This is a genomic window from Nocardiopsis sp. ATB16-24, assembly GCF_030271535.1.
Taxonomy (GTDB): domain Bacteria; phylum Actinomycetota; class Actinomycetes; order Streptosporangiales; family Streptosporangiaceae; genus Nocardiopsis.
In genome coordinates this window covers 422,975-440,936 of the sequence record NZ_JASCXJ010000001.1, presented here as the reverse complement: position 1 = coordinate 440,936, position 17,962 = coordinate 422,975, and the positions used below count along the sequence as shown (strand labels likewise).

General features: G+C 69.0%; 15 protein-coding genes. 10 read left to right on the top strand and 5 right to left on the bottom strand.

Annotation, left to right across the window (positions count from 1 at the left end; genetic code table 11):
- Positions 1-43 precede the first annotated feature (43 nt).
- Entirely contained in the window at positions 44-829 is a 786-nt protein-coding gene (locus tag PFX91_RS01770) for a glutamate racemase (RefSeq protein WP_285728892.1), read from the bottom strand.
- Positions 830-1,076: 247 nt separating this feature from the next.
- Between PFX91_RS01770 and PFX91_RS01765 the strand changes: the two genes are divergently transcribed.
- From PFX91_RS01765 to PFX91_RS01745, 5 genes are all read left to right on the top strand, one after another.
- Positions 1,077-2,528: an FAD-binding oxidoreductase gene (locus PFX91_RS01765; RefSeq protein ID WP_285728891.1), complete on the top strand. Its 1,452-nt coding sequence runs from the start codon at positions 1,077-1,079 to the stop codon at positions 2,526-2,528.
- A 66-nt stretch (positions 2,529-2,594) separates the two neighbouring features.
- A complete protein-coding gene (locus PFX91_RS01760; RefSeq protein WP_285728890.1) occupies positions 2,595-3,881 on the top strand; it encodes an SAM-dependent methyltransferase in 1,287 nt (428 codons plus the stop codon).
- 205 nt (positions 3,882-4,086) lie between these two features.
- A complete protein-coding gene (locus PFX91_RS01755; RefSeq protein WP_285728889.1) occupies positions 4,087-4,572 on the top strand; it encodes a hypothetical protein in 486 nt (161 codons plus the stop codon).
- A gap of 362 nt (positions 4,573-4,934) precedes the next feature.
- On the top strand, positions 4,935-6,227 hold the full coding sequence (locus tag PFX91_RS01750; RefSeq protein ID WP_285728888.1) for a sugar ABC transporter substrate-binding protein: 1,293 nt from the start codon (positions 4,935-4,937) through the stop codon (positions 6,225-6,227).
- 115 nt (positions 6,228-6,342) lie between these two features.
- The gene (locus PFX91_RS01745) at positions 6,343-7,242 is read left to right on the top strand and encodes a carbohydrate ABC transporter permease (RefSeq protein ID WP_285728974.1); all 900 of its coding nucleotides are present in this window, start codon (positions 6,343-6,345) and stop codon (positions 7,240-7,242) included.
- A 23-nt stretch (positions 7,243-7,265) separates the two neighbouring features.
- Here PFX91_RS01745 and PFX91_RS01740 read toward each other — a convergent pair whose 3' ends face one another.
- The gene (locus tag PFX91_RS01740; protein WP_285728886.1) at positions 7,266-7,553 is read right to left on the bottom strand and encodes a hypothetical protein; all 288 of its coding nucleotides are present in this window, start codon (positions 7,551-7,553) and stop codon (positions 7,266-7,268) included.
- A gap of 167 nt (positions 7,554-7,720) precedes the next feature.
- On the opposite strand from PFX91_RS01740, the gene PFX91_RS01735 reads away from it, so the two are divergent.
- Positions 7,721-8,620 (top strand): carbohydrate ABC transporter permease, encoded by a 900-nt coding sequence (locus PFX91_RS01735; protein ID WP_285728885.1) that lies wholly within the window; start codon positions 7,721-7,723, stop codon positions 8,618-8,620.
- A 130-nt stretch (positions 8,621-8,750) separates the two neighbouring features.
- On the opposite strand, the gene PFX91_RS01730 is transcribed toward PFX91_RS01735, so the two are convergent.
- Complete coding sequence (locus PFX91_RS01730; protein ID WP_285728884.1) at positions 8,751-10,310, bottom strand: long-chain-fatty-acid--CoA ligase; 1,560 nt, start codon at positions 10,308-10,310, stop codon at positions 8,751-8,753.
- A 290-nt stretch (positions 10,311-10,600) separates the two neighbouring features.
- On the opposite strand from PFX91_RS01730, the gene leuS reads away from it, so the two are divergent.
- From leuS to PFX91_RS01715, 3 genes are all read left to right on the top strand, one after another.
- Positions 10,601-13,096, top strand: a complete 2,496-nt coding sequence (gene leuS, locus PFX91_RS01725) for a leucine--tRNA ligase (protein ID WP_285728883.1) — start codon at positions 10,601-10,603, stop codon at positions 13,094-13,096.
- A gap of 78 nt (positions 13,097-13,174) precedes the next feature.
- On the top strand, positions 13,175-13,765 hold the full coding sequence (locus PFX91_RS01720; RefSeq protein ID WP_285728882.1) for a hypothetical protein: 591 nt from the start codon (positions 13,175-13,177) through the stop codon (positions 13,763-13,765).
- 287 nt (positions 13,766-14,052) lie between these two features.
- Positions 14,053-14,664, top strand: a complete 612-nt coding sequence (locus PFX91_RS01715; protein ID WP_502888229.1) for a hypothetical protein — start codon at positions 14,053-14,055, stop codon at positions 14,662-14,664.
- Positions 14,665-14,671: 7 nt separating this feature from the next.
- On the opposite strand, the gene PFX91_RS01710 is transcribed toward PFX91_RS01715, so the two are convergent.
- The gene (locus PFX91_RS01710; RefSeq protein WP_285728879.1) at positions 14,672-15,751 is read right to left on the bottom strand and encodes an alpha/beta hydrolase family protein; all 1,080 of its coding nucleotides are present in this window, start codon (positions 15,749-15,751) and stop codon (positions 14,672-14,674) included.
- A 171-nt stretch (positions 15,752-15,922) separates the two neighbouring features.
- Positions 15,923-16,642, bottom strand: coding sequence for a transcriptional repressor LexA (gene lexA, locus PFX91_RS01705; RefSeq protein WP_502888228.1), 720 nt, complete (start codon positions 16,640-16,642; stop codon positions 15,923-15,925).
- Between the two features lie 670 nt (positions 16,643-17,312).
- Between lexA and nrdR the strand changes: the two genes are divergently transcribed.
- Complete coding sequence (gene nrdR, locus PFX91_RS01700; protein ID WP_285728878.1) at positions 17,313-17,801, top strand: transcriptional regulator NrdR; 489 nt, start codon at positions 17,313-17,315, stop codon at positions 17,799-17,801.
- Positions 17,802-17,962: the final 161 nt, after the last annotated feature.

Genomic DNA, 17,962 nt, shown 5'->3' with positions numbered 1-17,962 from the left:
GAAAGGGACCGGGCGAAAGGCGTGAACGTCCACCGCACGCCTTCTACGTGGTGGGGGTGCGTACCCCGCCCATGAGCGCGCGGCCGGCCGGATAGGCCAGCGCGGCGGCGGGCATCGGAGCGGGGCGTCCGCTGGCCAGTACCCGGACCCGGCCCGGCCCGCTCCCGGTCGGCGGTTCGCCGATGCGGCGCAGTGCCTGGGCGGCCACGGCCCCGGCGGCGGTGAACAGTGTGACCCCTTCGCCCAGGGCCGCCGTGATCTGCTCGCTCACCAGGTCGTAGTGGGTGCAGCCGAGCACGACGCCGCGCACGTCGTCGGGGGTCGACTCGGCGGCGTAGGTCACCGCGTCCTCGATCAGCCGGGGGTCGGCCGACTCCACCGCCTCGGCCAGTCCCGCACAGGCCACCGGGGTCACCTCCACGCCGTGAGCGAAGGTCTCGATGAGCCGACGCTGGTACTCGCTGCGCGTGGTCGCGGCGGTGGACCACACAGCGATCGGCCCGCCCGCGGCGGCGGCGGGTTTGATCGCGGGTACCGTGCCGATCACCGGGATCCGCGGCTCGAACTCGGCCCGCAGCTCCGCCAGACCGTGCACCGAAGCGGTGTTGCACGGCACCACCACGGCGTCCAGCCCCGGCTCGCCCGCCGCGTCGAGGGCGACGCGCGCTCCGGTCAACGCACGCGCGATGACCTCGTCCGCGGTGCGCGGACCCCAGGGCATGTGGTCCGGGTCCATGGACAGGAACAGGTCGGCGTCCGGGCGCGCGGCGTGCAGGGCGGCCGCGGTCGAGAGCATGCCGATACCGGAGTCTACGAGAGCGATACGCACGAACCCAGATCCTACGACCAGTGCTGTACCACTGTGATGAGCCGGAGCCCACGGGTCCGACGAGCCCTGCCGGAACGGCCTTCTCCGTACGGGCACGGTGAGAGGAAGTCCATGGGCGACACGGAACAAATGGGGTAGCACAACATCATTACCGATAGGTAGAACTGAGTGGATCGGTCCGCCCGCGCGGGTCCCGCGCGGCTCGGCGCCGATCGACGGTGTGCGTCGTCAAGGGACGGGAACTGGGATGGCTGCTCAACAGCAGGGAACGGTCACCGATGCCTCCGCCGGAGGGCGGGCGGGCTTCGCCGGGCACATCGCCGCGGTACAGAGACTGCGCCGCGACTACAGGGCGCTGCCTCCCGACGTACCGGTACGACTGGCCAAGCCCACGTCCAACCTCTTCCGGTTCCGCGAGGCCGGTGACGCGCCCGCCCTGGACGTGTCGGGGTTCACCGACGTCATCTCCATCGACCCCGTCGAGCGTCTCGCCGACGTGGGCGGCATGACCACCTACGAGGACCTCGTCGCCGCCACCCTTCCGCACGGGCTCATGCCGACCGTCGTTCCGCAGCTGCGCACCATCACCCTCGGTGGCGCCGTGACCGGTATGGGCATCGAGTCCTCCTCCTTCCGCAACGGTCTGCCGCACGAGGCGGTCCAGGAGATGGAGATCCTCACCGGCGCCGGCGACGTCGTCACGGCCAGGCGGGACAACGAGTTCAGCGACCTCTTCCACGGCTTCCCCAACTCCTACGGGACGCTGGGGTACAGCCTGCGCCTGCGCATCGAACTGGAGCCCGTCTCTCCCTACGTGCACCTGCGCCACCTGCGCTTCCACGACGCGAAGGAGGCCATGGAGACGCTCGCGCGCGTCTGCGCCGATCACGAGCACGACGGACGGCCGGTCGACTTCGTGGACGGGGTCGCCTTCGCCCCGGACGAGTTGTACCTGACCCTGGCCCGCTTCACCGACCACGCCCCCTGGACCAGCGATTACACCGGCAGGGACATCTACTACCGGTCCATCCAGCGCTACGCGGGCGAGGGCCCGGGCGACTACCTCACCATCGACGACTACCTGTGGCGTTGGGACACCGACTGGTTCTGGTGCTCGCGGGCCTTCGGAACACAGCACCCGCTGGTCCGGCCCCTGTGGCCGCGTGCCCTCAAGCGTTCCGACGTCTACCGCAGGCTCGTCGCCTGGGACCGGCGCACCGACTTCTCCCGACTCCTCAACCACTACAGGGGCAGGCGCCCTCAGGAACCACTCATCCAGGACATCGAGGTGGGCGTCGAACGCGGCGCGGAGTTCCTGGACTTCTTCCACGACCAGATCGGGATGACACCCGTCTGGATGTGCCCTCTGCGTCTGCGCGAACCCCGGCGCCCCGGACTGGGCGAGGGAGAACACGTATGGCCGCTCTACCCGATGGAGGAGGACCGCCTCTACGTCAACTTCGGCTTCTGGGGTCTGGTCGACATGAAGCCCGGTCAGCGTCACGCCCACCACAACCGTCTGATCGAGGAGAAGGTCGCCGAACTGGGCGGCCACAAGTCCCTGTACTCGGACTCCTTCTACACGGAGGAGGACTTCTGGCGGTTCTACAACGGTCCGTCCTACACCGCGCTCAAGGAGACCTACGACCCCCAAGGACGGCTACTCGACCTGTACGCCAAGTGCGTACGCAACAGATGAGCCATGACACCACTGGGACGTGACCGCGGGGACGGGGACGCCCCACGGTAGGAGGAAGGACAGAGCATGAGACTCGCCGAGATCTTCGAACGCGTCGTGGGGCCCGACGCGCCCATCCGGTTCACCGCCTACGACGGCAGCGCTTCCGGGGACCCCGACAGCGACATCACGCTGCACGTGCGTACCCCGGTCGCGGTCAACTACCTGGCCCAGTCCCCCGACGCCGTCGGCCTGACCCGTGCCTACGTCTCCGGCCACCTGGAGCTGGAGGGGGACATGTACACCGCCCTCAGACGCATGGCGGACTTCGTGTTCCACAGAGGGGTCGGCGTCTCGGGACGCGACCTGTTCGAGATCGCACGCTCCGTGGGCTGGGTCAAGTTCGTCAACCGGGTCGCCCCGCCTCCGCAGGAAATGACCAAGGGGCGCCTCGCCGGCCTGGGATGGCGCCACTCCAAGCAGCGCGACGCCGAGGTCATCCACCACCACTACGACGTCTCCAACGCCTTCTACGAGTTGGTCCTGGGGCCGTCCATGACCTACACCTGCGCGGTCTTCGACGACGAGGACGGTTCCCTGGAACGCGTGGGGCGCTTCGACGGCGCACTGGAGAGCGCGCAGTCCCGCAAGTACGCACTGGTGTCGCGCAAGCTCGGTCTGGAGCCGGGCATGCGCCTGCTCGACGTGGGCTGTGGATGGGGCGGCATGGTCATGCACGCCGCCCGTGAGTACGGTGTCCGGGCGCTGGGCGTCACCCTGTCCAAGGAACAGGCCGACTGGGCGGCGAAGAAGATCGCGCAGGAAGGACTGTCCGAGCTGGCCGAGGTCCGCCACATGGACTACCGGGACCTGCCCGACGGCAGCTACGACCGGATCAGCTCCATCGGACTGACCGAGCACGTGGGAGCGAGGAACCTGCCCTCCTACTTCGCTTCGCTCAACGCCAAACTCGTGCCCGGGGGACGGCTGCTCAACCACTGCATCACCCGGCCGCGCAACGACCTGGCGCCCATGAACCCCAAGGGCGTCATCAACCGGTACGTGTTCCCCGACGGTGAGTTGGAGGGCCCCGGCCAGATCCAGACCGCGATGAACGACGCCGGTTTCGAGATCCGCCACCAGGAGAACCTGCGCGAGCACTACGCGCTCACCCTGCGCCACTGGGGCGCCAACCTGGAACGCAACTGGGACGAGGCCGTCGCCGAGGTCGGAGAGGGCACCGCCAGGGTCTGGCGGCTCTACATGGCGGGGTGCGTGCTCGGCTTCGAGAGGAACGTGGTGCAACTGCACCAGATCCTCGGAGTGAAGCCGGACGGCACCGACGCGCACATGCCGTTGCGCCCGCGGTTCTGACCACCTCACCCCTTCCCGGGGCGGTCCCGTACGGGACCGCCCCGGGGCACGCCGACCGCGCTCTTCGCCGACTCGACCGACGCCCCGCCCGCCGGGCACGGACCCGCCGTGTTCGCGAGGGGCGGCTCCCGGCTCGTCCACAGGCGCTCCGGCGAGAAGGGCGACATCATGTATCCAGCCGCACACCCACCGGAAGGGGCACGCCGTGTCCGAGTCCTTCGATGACAGCGCCAACGGGCACACGTCCGACTCCGACGTGCCCGGGCACGTCAAACGGACCGCCATCGACCTGATCGCCGCCTACGCCGATCGGGACAGGAAGGAGCTCGACGAGGTCCTTCCGCGCGCCTTCGACGACGCCGACGCCGTCGTCTCCGAATTGAAGGTCATCGCGGCCTTCCTCAGCCGCCGTGTCCAACAGACCGGTGTCGTGTGGAAGCCCGCCGACTCCCGGGAGGCCGTCGCCCGGATGGCGGCCGAGATGCTCCCTCCCGAACTGGAGTTCGCCGTCTCCACCGCGTGGGAGGCCCACACGGTCGGAGAGGAGGAGGCCGCCGAACGCTTCACCCGGGGCGACCCCATGGTCTACGTGCACATGCTCGCGGCCTTCGCCGCCGCCATCGGTCTGGCGGTGTACAAGCGCGCCGAACTCCTGTCCACCCTGCGCCAGGTGACCGGACTGGCCGAATAGACCGTGATCCCCACAGGCCCCGCCCACCTCCGCCACGGCCCTTCGAGCTCCTCGACGGCAGGGGGCCTCGACGTCCGTGGCGTGGCGGGCCGTTCTCGCGCGCCCGGTCGCGGCGTCCGCGCAACCCCCTGCGCCCCCGGACTCGGGGGCGGACGGGCGACGTTCCTTCGCCCATGACCAGGGCGAACAGGAAGGAAGGGGCGACACGCGTTCTTCGTTCCACGATCGCGACACTCCCTCCCAGAACGCCTCTCTAACGGCTCAGACACAAAATATAGTGGTTTACTTCACTCCAGGTGGTTCTTTACGTAGGTTTCCTACCAACCCTGAGGGGACCCTCGAAAGGAACGGGAGGCGTGCCGATGGCCCGCAGACGAACACACGGATACGTTCTGCTTCCCGCCGCGGCGGCGGTACTGGTCCTTGCCGCGACGGCGTGCGGAACCGGAGGAGGCGGTGGAGGCGACGCCTCCGACACCGACAGCCTCCTGGTCTGGATCATGCAGGGGACCAACCCTGACGAGACGGGCTTCTTCGAAGCGGCCAACGCCGCGTTCACCGACGAGACCGGTGTCGAGGTCCAGGTCGAGTTCGTGCCCTGGCAGGACGCCCAGAACAAGATCTCCACCGCCATCGCGGGTGGCACGGTGCCCGACGTCGTCGAGCTCGGCAACACCCTCACACCCGGCTTCGCCGACGCGGGAGCCCTGCACGACCTGTCCGGATACGGCATCGAGACGGACCGGTACATCCCCGGTCTGATGGAGATGGGACAGATCGAAGACGGCGTCTACGGTGTGCCCTGGTACGCCTCCATCCGCTCCATCGTCTACCGCAGCGACCTGTTCGAGGAACACGACCTGGAGGTCCCGCGGAACTGGGACGAGCTGCGCGAGACCGCCCTGGCCCTGTCCGAGGCGGAGGAGGACATGATCGCCTTCCCCGTACCGGGGGACGCCCAGTACTCGATCATGCCCTGGATCTGGGGCGGTGGCGGAGAGATCGCGGTGCAGGGCTCCGACGGCGGCTGGACCTCGCAGATGGACACCGACGAGGGGCGTGCCGGAATCGAGTTCTTCACCGACCTCGCCCTGAAGGACGGCACCTCCACCACCGGGGCCGTCAACTGGAACGAGATCGACGTCATGGAGGCCATCGCCGACGAGGAGGCCGCCATGGCCATCCTCGGCAGCGCCAACCCCAAGGCGATCCTGGAGGCCAACCCCGACCTGGAGGGCAGGATCGACTCCTTCACACTGCCCGGGCAGGACGGCGGCCACATGCCCTCCTTCGCGGGCGGCTCGTTGCTGTCGGTCTTCGAGGGCACCGGGAACGAGGAGGCGGCCTGGCAGTACGTCCAACACCTGACCGGTGACGAGTTCTCCATGCGCTGGGCCGAGGAGACCGGGTTCTTCCCGGGGGCGATCGAGGGCGTGGACGAGTTCTCCGCCTCCGCCGACCCCATCCTGGAGCCCTTCGCCGTCCAACTCGGCGAGGCCAGCCGGGGCGTGCCGGTCACCCCCGCCTGGACCCAGGTGGAGGCGGAGAAGGTCCTGGTCGGCATGCAGCAGGACATCCTCAACGGCGAGGCCACGGTGGAAGAGGCCACGGAGAGCGCCGCGGACGAGATCGAACGCATCCTCAACGGAGGGTAGACACGTGCGAACACCGGTCGGGCTGGGCACCAGCAGCGGACCGGAGCAGGAGGTCCAGCGCCCGTCCGGGCCGTCCCCGCGGCGGCCCGGGGCGCGGAGGGCACCGCTCCTGGGCATGCGAGGACGCCGGGCGCTCCTTCCCTGGGTCCTGCTCACCCCCGCGCTGACCGTCATCGGGCTGCTGTTGTTGTTCCCGCTCGGCCGGATCGTGTGGCTGTCCTTTCGCGAGTACCGGCTGCGCAACCTCGTCTCGGGCGAGTCCGAGTTCGTCGGCCTGGACAACTACCTCACCCTGTTGACCGACCCGTACCTGTGGCAGGTCGCGATGCTCAACACGGTGGTCTTCGCCGCGGTCGCGGTGCTGACCACCATCGTCGTGGGCACGCTGGTCGCGTTGCTGCTGTCCACGCTGAACCCCGTGCTGAGGATCTTCGTGGTCTCCTGCATCATGGTGGCCTGGGCCATGCCCGCGGTCAGCGGCACCTACGTGTGGCTCTGGATCTTCGATGTCGACAGCGGCGTCGTCGCCCAGGCGCTGGGCTCCATGGGCCTGGTGGACCCTTCCGGGTACAACTGGTTCGCCGACCGACTGTTCTTCTACGCCATCGTCACGCTCAACGTGGTGCACGGCGGCTTCCCGTTCGTGGCCGTGACCGTGCTCGCCGGCCTGCTCACGGTGCCCAGGGAACTGCACGAGGCGGCGCGCATCGACGGCGCGGGCGCCTGGAAACGCTTCTGGCACGTCACCTTCCCGGTTCTGCGTCCGGTCTTCGCCGTCGTCACCGTGCTCTCCACCATCTGGGACTTCAAGGTCTTCGCGCAGATCTACCTGATGCCCGGCGGAGACGTGGGCGGCTCTCAGATGCTCAACCTGGGTGTGTGGTCCTACGTGCGGTCCTTCGGCCACAACGACTACGGTCTCGGTTCGGCCATCGCGGTCCTGCTGACGCTGCTGTTGCTGGTGGTCACCGTGTTCTATCTGCGCGCGCTGTTCCGAGAGGACGGGCTCCGATGACCACGGCGACGCGGGGAGAGGGCTCAGTGGACGCCCGAGACCAGCTTGTCGCGTACCCGGCGCCAGTCCACCGAGGACAGGGAGTCGCGGTGCAGGTCCTCGCGCACCGCGGCCATGGTGCGCAGGTCGTACTCGCCCAACGGGCGTCCCTCGTCATGGTTCCCGTTGACGAGGTCGTCGACGTAGGAGTGCAGCAGTCGCCCGCTGGGATCGTCCAGGGCGTGTCGGACCGCGTGGTCCCGGAAACGCGCGTCATGGGGGATCCAGTTGATGACGACCTCGGTGGGGGAGGGGCCGGAGGAATCGTGCACGGCGCTACGCCACCGCCTCCGGCGACCCCGCAGACACAGTCATGTCTCCTCCTCCAGCGCCGGGGCGCCAAGGTGGCCCGCCCCCGGCCAAAGGAGGATTCTAACGGTCCGCTTCGGACCTGGAGCAACCGGATCCGGCCCCGCGGGCACCGTTGAGGAGGAACACCGTGGTCACGCGCACCGACACACCCGCCGCCGACACCTCGTGGGAACAGCGCGTCCGCGCCGCCCGCCGCAGGGGAGAGGTCCTGCGCACGGTCCGGTCCCTGGCCAAGGGGCTCGGAGTGGCCGTGCTGTTGCTCTTCACCCTCTTTCCCGTCTACTTCATGCTCGTCAGCGCCTTCTCCGACAGGGCCACCGCGGGCACGGGGTCGCTGTTGCCCACCGGGGTGTCCCTGGACAACTTCGTCTACGTACTGACCGAGGCCGACTTCGGCACGTACATGCGCAATTCGCTCATCGTCGCCTGCATCACCGTGGCCGGCGCGTGCGTGCTGTCGCTGCTGGCCGCGGTGGCGGTGGCCCGATTCCGTTTCCGGTTGCGCACGGCCGTCCTGGTGATGATCCTCATCGTGCAGATGGTGCCGTTGGAGGCGTTGGTCATCCCGCTCTTCCTCCAGGTGCGCGACCTGAGGCTGCTCAACACCGTGCTGGGTCTGGGCGCGGTCTACGTGGCGCTCTCCCTGCCGCTGGCGGTGTGGATGATGCGCGGCTTCGTCGCGGCCGTGCCGGTGGAGGTGGAGGAGGCCGCCTACATCGACGGTGCCTCATGGAGTCAGATGTTCTGGAGGGTGTTGTTCCCCCTGGTCGCCCCGGGACTGGTGGCCACCGCCATCTTCTCGTTCATCGTGGCGTGGAATGAGTTCGTGCTGGCGCTGACCTTCATGACCCAGAGTGAGAAGTACACGGTGGCGGTCGGGCTGCGCCAGTTCTTCGGCCAGTACGCCAACGACTGGGGACATGTGATGGCCGCCTCCACGCTCATCACCATCCCGGTGATGGTCTTCTTCGTCCTCGTTCAGCGTTTCCTGGTCTCCGGACTCGTCCAGGGAGCCGTCAAGGGCTGACCGGTGCCTTCGGGACCCGCCTTCGGGACGCCGCCTTCTCCGGGCGCCGTCGAGGGCGGGTCCTTCGCCGCGCCCCCACCGAAGACGGGTCCCGATCCCCTCGGAAGGAGGATCGGGACCCGTCGCGGACTCAGTCGCGCAGCTCGCGCTTGAGGATCTTGCCGGTGGAGGTCATCGGCAGCTCGGTGCGCAGCTCCACCTCACGGGGGTACTTGTAGGCGGCCAGACGCTCCTTGGCCCAGTCGACGAGCTCCTCGGGGGTGACCTCGGCGCCCTCCTTGGGGATCACGAACGCCTTGATCTCCTCACCGTGGGTGTCGTGGGGGACACCGACGACGGCGGCCAGGCTGACCGCCTCGTGGGTCATCAGGACCTCCTCGACCTCACGCGGGTAGACGTTGTAACCACCGCGGATGATCATGTCCTTGGAGCGGTCGATGATGAAGTAGAAGCCCTCCTCATCGCGGCGGGCGATGTCGCCGGTGCGGAACCACCCGTCCCGTATCACCTCGGCGTTGACCTCGGGGCGGTTGTGGTAACCCTTCATCACGCAGTGCCCGCGCACCGCGATCTCGCCCTCCTCCTGCTGCTCGTTCCAGTCGGCGTCGATGAGCTTCATCTCCACACCCCACACCGGCAGACCGATCGAGCCGGTCTTGGCCTTGACCTTGGGGTTGTTGAAGGAGACCACCGGCGAGGTCTCGGACAGGCCGTAGCCCTCCTTGATACCCACTCCGAAGGTCTTGGTGAAGTCCTCGGCCAGCTGTCCAGGCAGGGCGGCGCCCCCCGAGACCGCGTCCACGATGTTGCCCGCGATCTTCTCGATGTCGTAGGTGCCCGATTCGGCCGTCTGCACGGCGTTCAGCAGACCCCAGTACATGGTCGGCACGCCCGCGAAGCCGGTGACGTTCTCCTTCTCCATGAGCCTGAGCGCCTCGGCCCCGTCGAAGCGCGGCATGAGGATCATCGTCCCGTGCCGGTACAGGACCGCGTTGAGCATGACCGTCTGTCCGAAGATGTGGAACAGCGGCAGGACGACCAGGCTGATGTCGCGTCCCTCGGGGTGGGGATTGACCAGACTGGAGGAGACGACGGCGTTCATCATCAGGTTGCTGTGGCTCAGCTCGGCGCCCTTGGGCTTACCGGTGGTGCCACTGGTGTAGATGATGACGGCGGTGTCGTCGGCGCCGGCCTGCACCGTCTCGAATTCGCCGGGCTGACCCTCCAGGGCCTTCCAGAAGGTCTCGGCCCCCTCGATCGTGGACTCGGTGGCGCCGGGGGTGGCGGGCAGGTCCACGTAGAACTCACAGCCCTCCACCTGGCCGAAGGCCTCGAAGGCACGCTCGCCCAGCGGGAGTTCGGGAGTACCGGTGAAGGCGAAGAGCGCCTTGGCCCCGGAGTCCTCCAGGTGGTAGGCGATCTCACGGGGGGTCAGCAGAACGTTCAACGGTACGACCACCGCGCCCGCCTTGAGGGCGCCGAAGTACACGAAGGGGAAGTAGGGCACGTTCGGACTGGCCAGCGCGATACGGTCACCGGGCCTGACTCCCCGGGAGACCAGGAGGTTCGCGACCTGGTTGGCGATCATGTCCGTGATCGCGTAGTTCAGGCGCAGGTCTCCGAAGACCAGACACTCCTTCTCGGGGACCGACCGGGCACCGTCTTCCAGAAGCACGGACAGGTTGAACATGGGGCCTCCCGAAGACAGACGGAACGAAGACGGACAGGGCAGGGCGGAACTCCAGTGTGACCCGGACCGCGTGTCCTGTGCCACTTTGACCGAAGGGTAACAAACCGGCCGGTCGGTGTGGAGAGGGAAGAGGGTGGCGATTCCCCGATCCGCTCCCGTGCCCCGTGTCCGACCTCTCCAGGTCGGCGGAGGCACCGAGGGGGAGCGGGGCTGGGGAAGGCGTCCGCGTCCGGCCCCGCCAGCCGCTAACCTGAGTCGTGTACACCCAGGACCGGTTAAGGACATTGGTGATGACAGCGGTAGACGGCGACCAGACCCGGGGCGACACCTACGACGCCCGCGCCCTCCAGGACAAATGGCAGGCGCGCTGGGCCGCCGAACTTCCGTTCGAGGCGAACGAGGACCCCGCGGACACCCGCCCGCGCTCCTACATCGTCGACATGTTCGCCTATCCCTCGGGCGACCTCCACATGGGCCACGCCGAGGCCTACGCCATCGGCGACGTCATCAGCCGTTACCGTCTCCAGCGCGGGGACAACGTCCTGCACCCCATCGGCTGGGACTCCTTCGGCCTGCCCGCCGAGAACGCGGCCATCAGGAACAACTCCCACCCCGCGGAGTGGACCTACGCCAACATCGAGACCCAGGCGGCCTCGTTCCGTCGTTACGGCATCAGCGTGGACTGGTCACGGCGTCTGCACACCAGCGACCCCGAGTACTACAAGTGGAACCAGTGGCTGTTCACGCGTTTCTTCGAGCGTGGACTGGCCTACCGCAAGGAGGGCCAGGTCAACTGGTGCCCCCAGGACCAGACGGTGCTGGCCAACGAGCAGGTCGTGCAGGGCAGGTGCGAGCGCTGCGGCACCGAGGTCGTCCGGCGCAAGCTGAACCAGTGGTACTTCAAGATCACGGACTACGCCCAGCGCCTGCTGGACGACATGGACCAGCTGGACGGCGGACGCTGGCCGGACGAGATCCTGGCCATGCAGCGCAACTGGATCGGCCGTTCCACCGGCGCGGACGTCCACTTCACGATCGAGGGCCGTGAGGAGCCCGTCACCGTCTTCACCACCCGGCCCGACACCCTCTACGGCGCCACGTTCTTCGTCGTGGCCGTCGACGCCGAACTGGCCGAGGAGCTGTGCACCCCCGAGCAGCGCGAGGCCTTCGAGGCCTACCGCGCCGACGTGGCCAAGCTCTCCGACGTCGAGCGTCAGGCCACCGAGCGCCCCAAGACCGGCGTGTTCCTGGGCCGTCACGCCATCAACCCCGTCAACGGCGAACGCATGCCGGTGTGGGCCGCCGACTACGTCCTGGCCGACTACGGCCACGGCGCCATCATGGCCGTGCCCGCGCACGACCAGCGTGACCTGGACTTCGCCCTGGCCTTCGACCTGCCGGTCCGCGTCGTGGTCGAGACGGGCGAACCCGACCCCGTGGAGACCGGCGTGGCCACCATGGGAGAGGGCACCCTGCGCGACTCCGGCCCGCTGGACGGACTGTCCAAGGCCGATGCCATCGAACGCATCATCGAGGTGCTGGCCGAGCGTGGAACCGGCGACAGGACGGTCAACTACCGCCTGCGCGACTGGCTGCTGTCCCGCCAGCGCTACTGGGGCACGCCCATCCCGATCGTCCACTGCCCCTCCTGCGGGGAGGTGCCGGTCCCCGACGAGCAGCTGCCCGTCACCCTGCCCGAGCTCAAGGGCGCGGAACTGGCCCCCAAGGGGATCTCCCCGCTGGCCGCGGCCAAGGACTGGGTCGAGGTCGACTGCCCCTCCTGTGGTGGTCCCGCCGAGCGCGACACCGACACCATGGACACCTTCGTGGACTCGTCCTGGTACTTCCTGCGCTACTGCTCCCCTGACCTCGACACCGCCCCCTTCGACACCGAGGCGGTCGAGAAGTGGGGTCCCGTGGACCACTACATCGGTGGCAAGGAGCACGCCACCCTGCACCTGATGTACGCGCGCTTCTTCACCAAGGTCCTGTACGACATGGGCATGGTCTCCTTCACCGAGCCCTTCCGCCGTCTGACCAACCAGGGGCAGGTCATCAACCAGGGTCGGGCGATGTCCAAGTCCCTGGGCAACGGTGTGGACCTCGGACAGGAGATCGACGCCTACGGCGTGGACGCCGTCCGGCTGACGATGCTGTTCGCCTCCCCTCCCGAGGAGGACGTGGACTGGGCCGACGTCTCCGTCGTCGCCGCGCAGAAGTTCCTCAACCGCGCCTACCGGGTGATGAGCGAGGCCGGTGCGGCCGGTGAGCCGGGCGTCGACCCGGCCAAGGGCGACACCGAACTACGCAGGGCCACCCACCGGGCCATCGACCAGATCACCACGCTGGTCGAGGCCCGCCGGTTCAACGTGGCCATCGCCCGTGTCATGGAACTGGTCTCGGCCGCCCGTAAGGCCATCGACTCGGGTCCGGGCGCCGCGGACCCGGCGGTGCGCGAGGCCGCGGAGTTCACGGCGGTCGCCCTGTCCCTGTTCGCGCCCTACGTGGCCGAGGAGGGCTGGGAGAAGCTGGGACACAAGGGCAGTGTGGCCGTCGGCAACTGGCCCGAGGCCGACCCCGAGCTGTTGGTACAGGAGTCGGTCACCTGCGTGGTCCAGGTGCAGAGCAAGGTCCGCGACAAGCTTTCCGTGTCGCCCGACATCGACCCGGCCGAGCTGGAGCGCCTGGCCCTGGCCTCGGAGAAGGCACGCAACTTCATCGGGGACAAGCAGGTCCGCAAGGTGGTCGTGCGCGCGCCCAAGCTGGTGAACATCGTCGTCGGCTGACCTACGGACGGTGGCCGTGGACCACGGCCACCGTCCGCGTGGGGTCGGCGCGGTGGTTGACAGGGAGGCGGTGGCCGGGTGGGGCCCCTCGTACGTGTGGCGGTGATCGGGGCGGGCACGGTGGTGCTGTCCGCGGTCGCGATCGGCGGCGGGTTGTTGCTGGCGAAGGAGGACCCGGACGTTCCCGACCCCGGTGACGTCCATACCGCCGCCCCCACGTGCGAGGTGGTCCCGGCCGGACTCGTCGCCTCCCTGGTGCCCCACGCCGTACCGGAGAGTTCCGAGCGCGGTCCTCTCGCGGGAGGCGAGAACACGGTGTGCTCATGGTCCTCCGTCGGCCTGGCCGAGGACTCCCAGGGGGTGCTGCGCGTGGACCTGTCCGTCCGCTTCACGGACGTCACCGGAGAGGAACCGATCTCCGGGGAGCAGCGGGCGGGGGAGGCCTACGACGCCCTGGTCCCGGTGCGGGGCGAATCGGTGGACCTGCCCTCGGGGCGGGGTCGAGTGTGGCGAGGGCAGGCGCCCGGCACCGCGGAACTGGCCTTCACCGTCGACAACCTGGTGGTACGGGTGGCCTATGCCGGGACGTCCGACTCCGAACCGGTCGACTTCGACCAGGCGCGGGACCTGGTGGTGGAGTTCGCCGAGCGGCTCGGAGGCTCCTTGTGAACGACCGGGACCCCGGCTCGGGGCGTCCGTGGCAGCAGCCGGGCCAAGGACGTGAGGAGCCCGGAGGACACCGTTCCTCCCCGTGGTCGGAGCATGAGGACCGGGCGTCAGCCCGGTCGACACCACAGGGGCGGTGGCCCGAGGGGCCGGGCCCGACGCACGAGGCGGGGGCACGGCACCCCCAGGACGGGTGGCACACCGGCTCCTGGCCGGTACGGCCTCCTCTTCCCCCACCCTCCCAGGGACCTCCCGGCGCGTGGGGGCCACGTCCTCCCGAACCCGAGGTGGTGCCGTCGGTCCAGCCCCAGAGCCGGGGGTGCGCCACCGTCGGGGTCGTCGCCGTGGCACTGGGACTGCTCGTGCTCGCGGCGGGAGCGGTCGGATACGCGGTGAACCGGGAAGTCGCCGAGGCGGGTGACTTCGCCTCCGCGCCCGAGTGCGACATCGCCGAGACCTCGGTCCTGGAGGAGTTGGTCCCCGGCCACGAGTTGGAGGTCGAGGAACCGATCGGCGGTCCACAGGAACCCTTCGGCTCGGGCCACCAGTGCCGCTGGGCCACTCCGGGAGGCCCTGGAGAGTCGGTCCCCGGCGTCGCGACGCTGGTGGCCGTGGCGGCACCCGACCCGGGCGGCATCGCGACGGCCGCCGACAACCTGCGCTCCACCACGGCCCAGCACGACACCCGCGAACTGGACGGGATCGGTGAGGAGGCCGTGACCTGGACCCAGGGCGAGCCCTACACGGTCTCCTGCGTGGGCACCCGGGTGTCCAACCTGTACCTGGAGGCCTGTTACACCGTGGCGGCCGGGTACGACGCCAGGACCTCGGGCGATGAGGAGCGGATCAACGCCGGAGCCGAACAGTTCGCCCTGTCGGTGCTGGAGGCGTTGTCGGAGTGAGCGGTACTCACCAGAGCCCGTCCACGAACTCCTCCAACGCGGGGGCGACCTCCTCGGCGAAGGGACGTTCGGCGTCCAGGACGGCGGCACCCGGCTGGTCCGCGTAATAGCGGAAGATGTGGTCGGTGTCGGCGATGTCGACGCGCTCGGCCTCGTCCAGGCCGGTCATCAACCGGTCCACGTCCTCTCGGGAGACCTGGGCGTCGTCCTCGCCCCACAGCACCAGCACGGGCGTGCCCTGAGGCAGGTCCTCGGCGAGCCGCACGGGGTCGAAGGAGTCCATGAAGGCCAGGAAGTCCGTGTTCGCGGGCGAATAGAGTCCGAGAACGCCCCCCTGCGGGACGTCGGAGTCCTGGAAGGAACGCCCCGCCCTGATCATGGCCCGCGCGGTGCGGACGTCGGAGAGCAGCCTCACCGCCTCCCCCTCCCCGATCTGCTGTTGGGCCTCGGCCACACGCACCTGTTCGGTCACCTGTCGGTCGACCAGGTCCAGGTAACGCGTGCCGGGAGGCGCGGCCAGCACCAGCGCGGGGGAGGGGTGGTTCTCGCCGATGAGCTCGTGGACGCGCAGCGCGTAGAGGGCGCCTTCACTGTGCCCGACGACGAGTACCCGTCGGGGGTCCACCTCGGGCTGGGCGATGAGCTCCTCGTAGGCCGCCACGACCTGCTCGTCGAAGATCCGTGGATCGACCGGGTCGTCGGAGTCCGGCGGCTCGAAGTCCGGGGCACTGCCGTACTTGTCGTACCGCAGGGAGGCGACCCCGGTGTCGGCGAGCACGCGGGAGAGGTTCTGGTTGGTGTTGGCCTCCGGGCGCAGACGGCTGTTGCCGTCGCGGTCGGTGGGACCGCTGCCGGAGATGATGAGCGCACCCGGGACTGTCCCCGAGGCGTTCTCCGGCGACCGGAAGCCGGCGGACACCTCGTGTCCGCCGCCCTCGAAGGTCACCTCCCGCTCCTGACCGCCCACACCGGGAGCCTCGACCGTGCGGTCCTCGGAGGGGGCGCAGGAGGTGGAGAACAGGACGGCGGCGAGCACGCCGACCACGGCGGTGCGCCGGCGAGCGGTCGAGGAGGCAGGTGTGAACACCCCCTCAGACTAGCGGCCCGGTAGGCCCTCCCCACGCCCCCGTCCGGCGACGCCGCCCCGACGGGCGGACGGGGAGTCGCCCCACAGGACGACCGCCGGCCGCTGCGCGTGTCCGTACGCGGGGGGCGCCCCGGCCCGTCCGAGGGGCACGGACCGGGACGTCCGCCACGCTCAGACGCGACGCATCACGGCCACGACCTTGCCCAGGATGGTGGCCTGGTCGCCGTTGATCGGTTCGTAGGCCTCGTTGCGCGGCAACAACCACACACCGCCCTCCTCCTCACGGCGGAACACCTTGACGGTCGCCTCCTCGTCCAGCAGCGCCGCGACGATGTCGCCGTTGTCCGCCTCGGGCTGTTGGCGGACCACGACGAGGTCTCCGTCGGTGATGGCCGCGTCGATCATCGAGTCGCCGACGACGGTGAGCATGAACAGACGACCCTCGCCCACCAGTTGACGCGGCAGGGAGAGCACGTCCTCCACCGCCTCCTCGGCCAGGATCGGGCCACCGGCGGCGATCCGGCCCACGAGCGGCACGGCCGCGGCGCGGGAGGGGTCGATGTCCTCCGGCCTCAGGGCCTGTCCGCCGGCGCGTCCGGGGGTGCGCAGTTCCACGGCGCGGGGCCGGTTCTGGTCACGGTGCAGGTAGCCCTTGCGCTGGAGCACCTTGAGCTGGTGCGCCACACTGGACGGACTGGACAGACCGACCGCTTCCCCGATCTCCCTTATGGACGGGGGGAAACCCCGCTCGCGCACATAGCGCTGGATGCAGTTCAGCACGCTCTGCTGACGCGCGGTCAGTTTGGGGGCTTCGGGCGTGGACCCGCCGTCATTCTCCACTGCGGTGAGCACGGTGGCGGTGTCTTCGGTTCCGGGATTCTCCTCCGGCACGGCCGGGCCTCCTCGGCATTCGGTTCGGTCAGGGCCTGCTTGTGTGACTGACCACCACCGGCTCGCGACCGCGCCGACCTGGGGTCCACGGGAGGTGGAACCGGTGTGAAATCACCGCCAACTTTAGTCGTTGCACACGGTGATATCAAACAAGCGTTCGAGGTCGGCGTAATTGCGCGACGCTTTTTCGCGGCCAATTTCCGACCTGCTCTTATGTGTGTACACGTGCTCACGTGGAGTTGTACGCCGAATGCGCGAACACGTGTCCGTGAGACGAGGATCGGCGGTATGCGGAAGGTCCCCCGTCGGGTGGCGGGTCGGCCGAAATTCCGTGGGCGTCGCGGGGTGCGGAGGCGCGGGCCGTCCTCGCCCGTGGGTCCGCTCGTCCGCGGCGCTATCCTGTACCGCGGTGCCGGGCGTCCCCGCACAGGCCCGAGGGCACCGTCCCCCTCCTCCGAAGGCATCGGAGTCATCACGCCTCGTCCTCCCCGGGCGCATGTCGCGCCGGGGGCGTGTCGCGTGCCGGGTTGCGTCGCGCGACGCGGACCTCTAGGTTCGATCTCTAGATTCGACCACAACATCTGGGGCTTGAAGAGATGAAACCGCCCAGAGGTTGTGGTTTAGTGGTGCTTGCGGGTTGTCGCTCGGTGAAAGAAGCAGGTGAACGAGGATGCACTGTCCGTTCTGCCGCCATCCGGACACCAGGGTGATCGACAGCAGGTCCACCGACGACGGAGCCGCCATCCGGCGCAGGAGGTCCTGCCCCGTGTGCGAGCGCAGGTTCACCACCCAGGAGACCGTCCTGTTGATGGTCGCCAAACGCTCCGGGGTCACGGAGCCCTTCAGCAGGGCCAAGATCATCGCCGGGGTGCGTCGGGCCTGCCAGGGCCGCCCGGTCTCGGAGGACGCGCTCGCCAAACTCGGGCAGCAGGTCGAGGAGGAGATCCGCGGTCGCGGCGTGGCCGAGATCCCGGCACACGAGATCGGCCTGGCGATCCTGGGCCCCATGCGAGAGCTGGACGAGGTCGCCTACCTGCACTTCGCCAGCGTCTACCGCGGCTTCGAGAGCCTCGCCGACTTCGAGGCCGAGATCGCCAGTCTGCGCAGGGACCGCAAGCCCGAGGGTGAGGACCCCCTCGGTGAGAAGGTCGACCGGTAACGACACCACCCGGAAGTGCCTTCCCGCGGTCGGGAAGGGACCGCGGGCCGGACGCCGCCGGGAGGCGGACACGGGGTGAGGCACGCTCGAATCCGGCCACCCCACGACAAGGACGCCGCGCACGGTGGGCAGTCCGTGCACACGAGGTAGGGGGAGACTCC

Bases quoted from the DNA above. Each gene is read 5' to 3' on its own strand.
- PFX91_RS01765 (WP_285728891.1), top strand. From the start codon at position 1,077: ATGGCTGCTCAACAGCAGGGAACGGTCACCGATGCCTCCGCCGGAGGG.
- PFX91_RS01760 (WP_285728890.1), top strand. From the start codon at position 2,595: ATGAGACTCGCCGAGATCTTCGAACGCGTCGTGGGGCCCGACGCGCCC.
- PFX91_RS01750 (WP_285728888.1), top strand. From the start codon at position 4,935: ATGGCCCGCAGACGAACACACGGATACGTTCTGCTTCCCGCCGCGGCG.
- PFX91_RS01745 (WP_285728974.1), top strand. From the start codon at position 6,343: ATGCGAGGACGCCGGGCGCTCCTTCCCTGGGTCCTGCTCACCCCCGCG.
- PFX91_RS01730 (WP_285728884.1), bottom strand. From the start codon at position 10,310: ATGTTCAACCTGTCCGTGCTTCTGGAAGACGGTGCCCGGTCGGTCCCC.
- leuS (WP_285728883.1), top strand. From the start codon at position 10,601: ATGACAGCGGTAGACGGCGACCAGACCCGGGGCGACACCTACGACGCC.
- nrdR (WP_285728878.1), top strand. From the start codon at position 17,313: ATGCACTGTCCGTTCTGCCGCCATCCGGACACCAGGGTGATCGACAGC.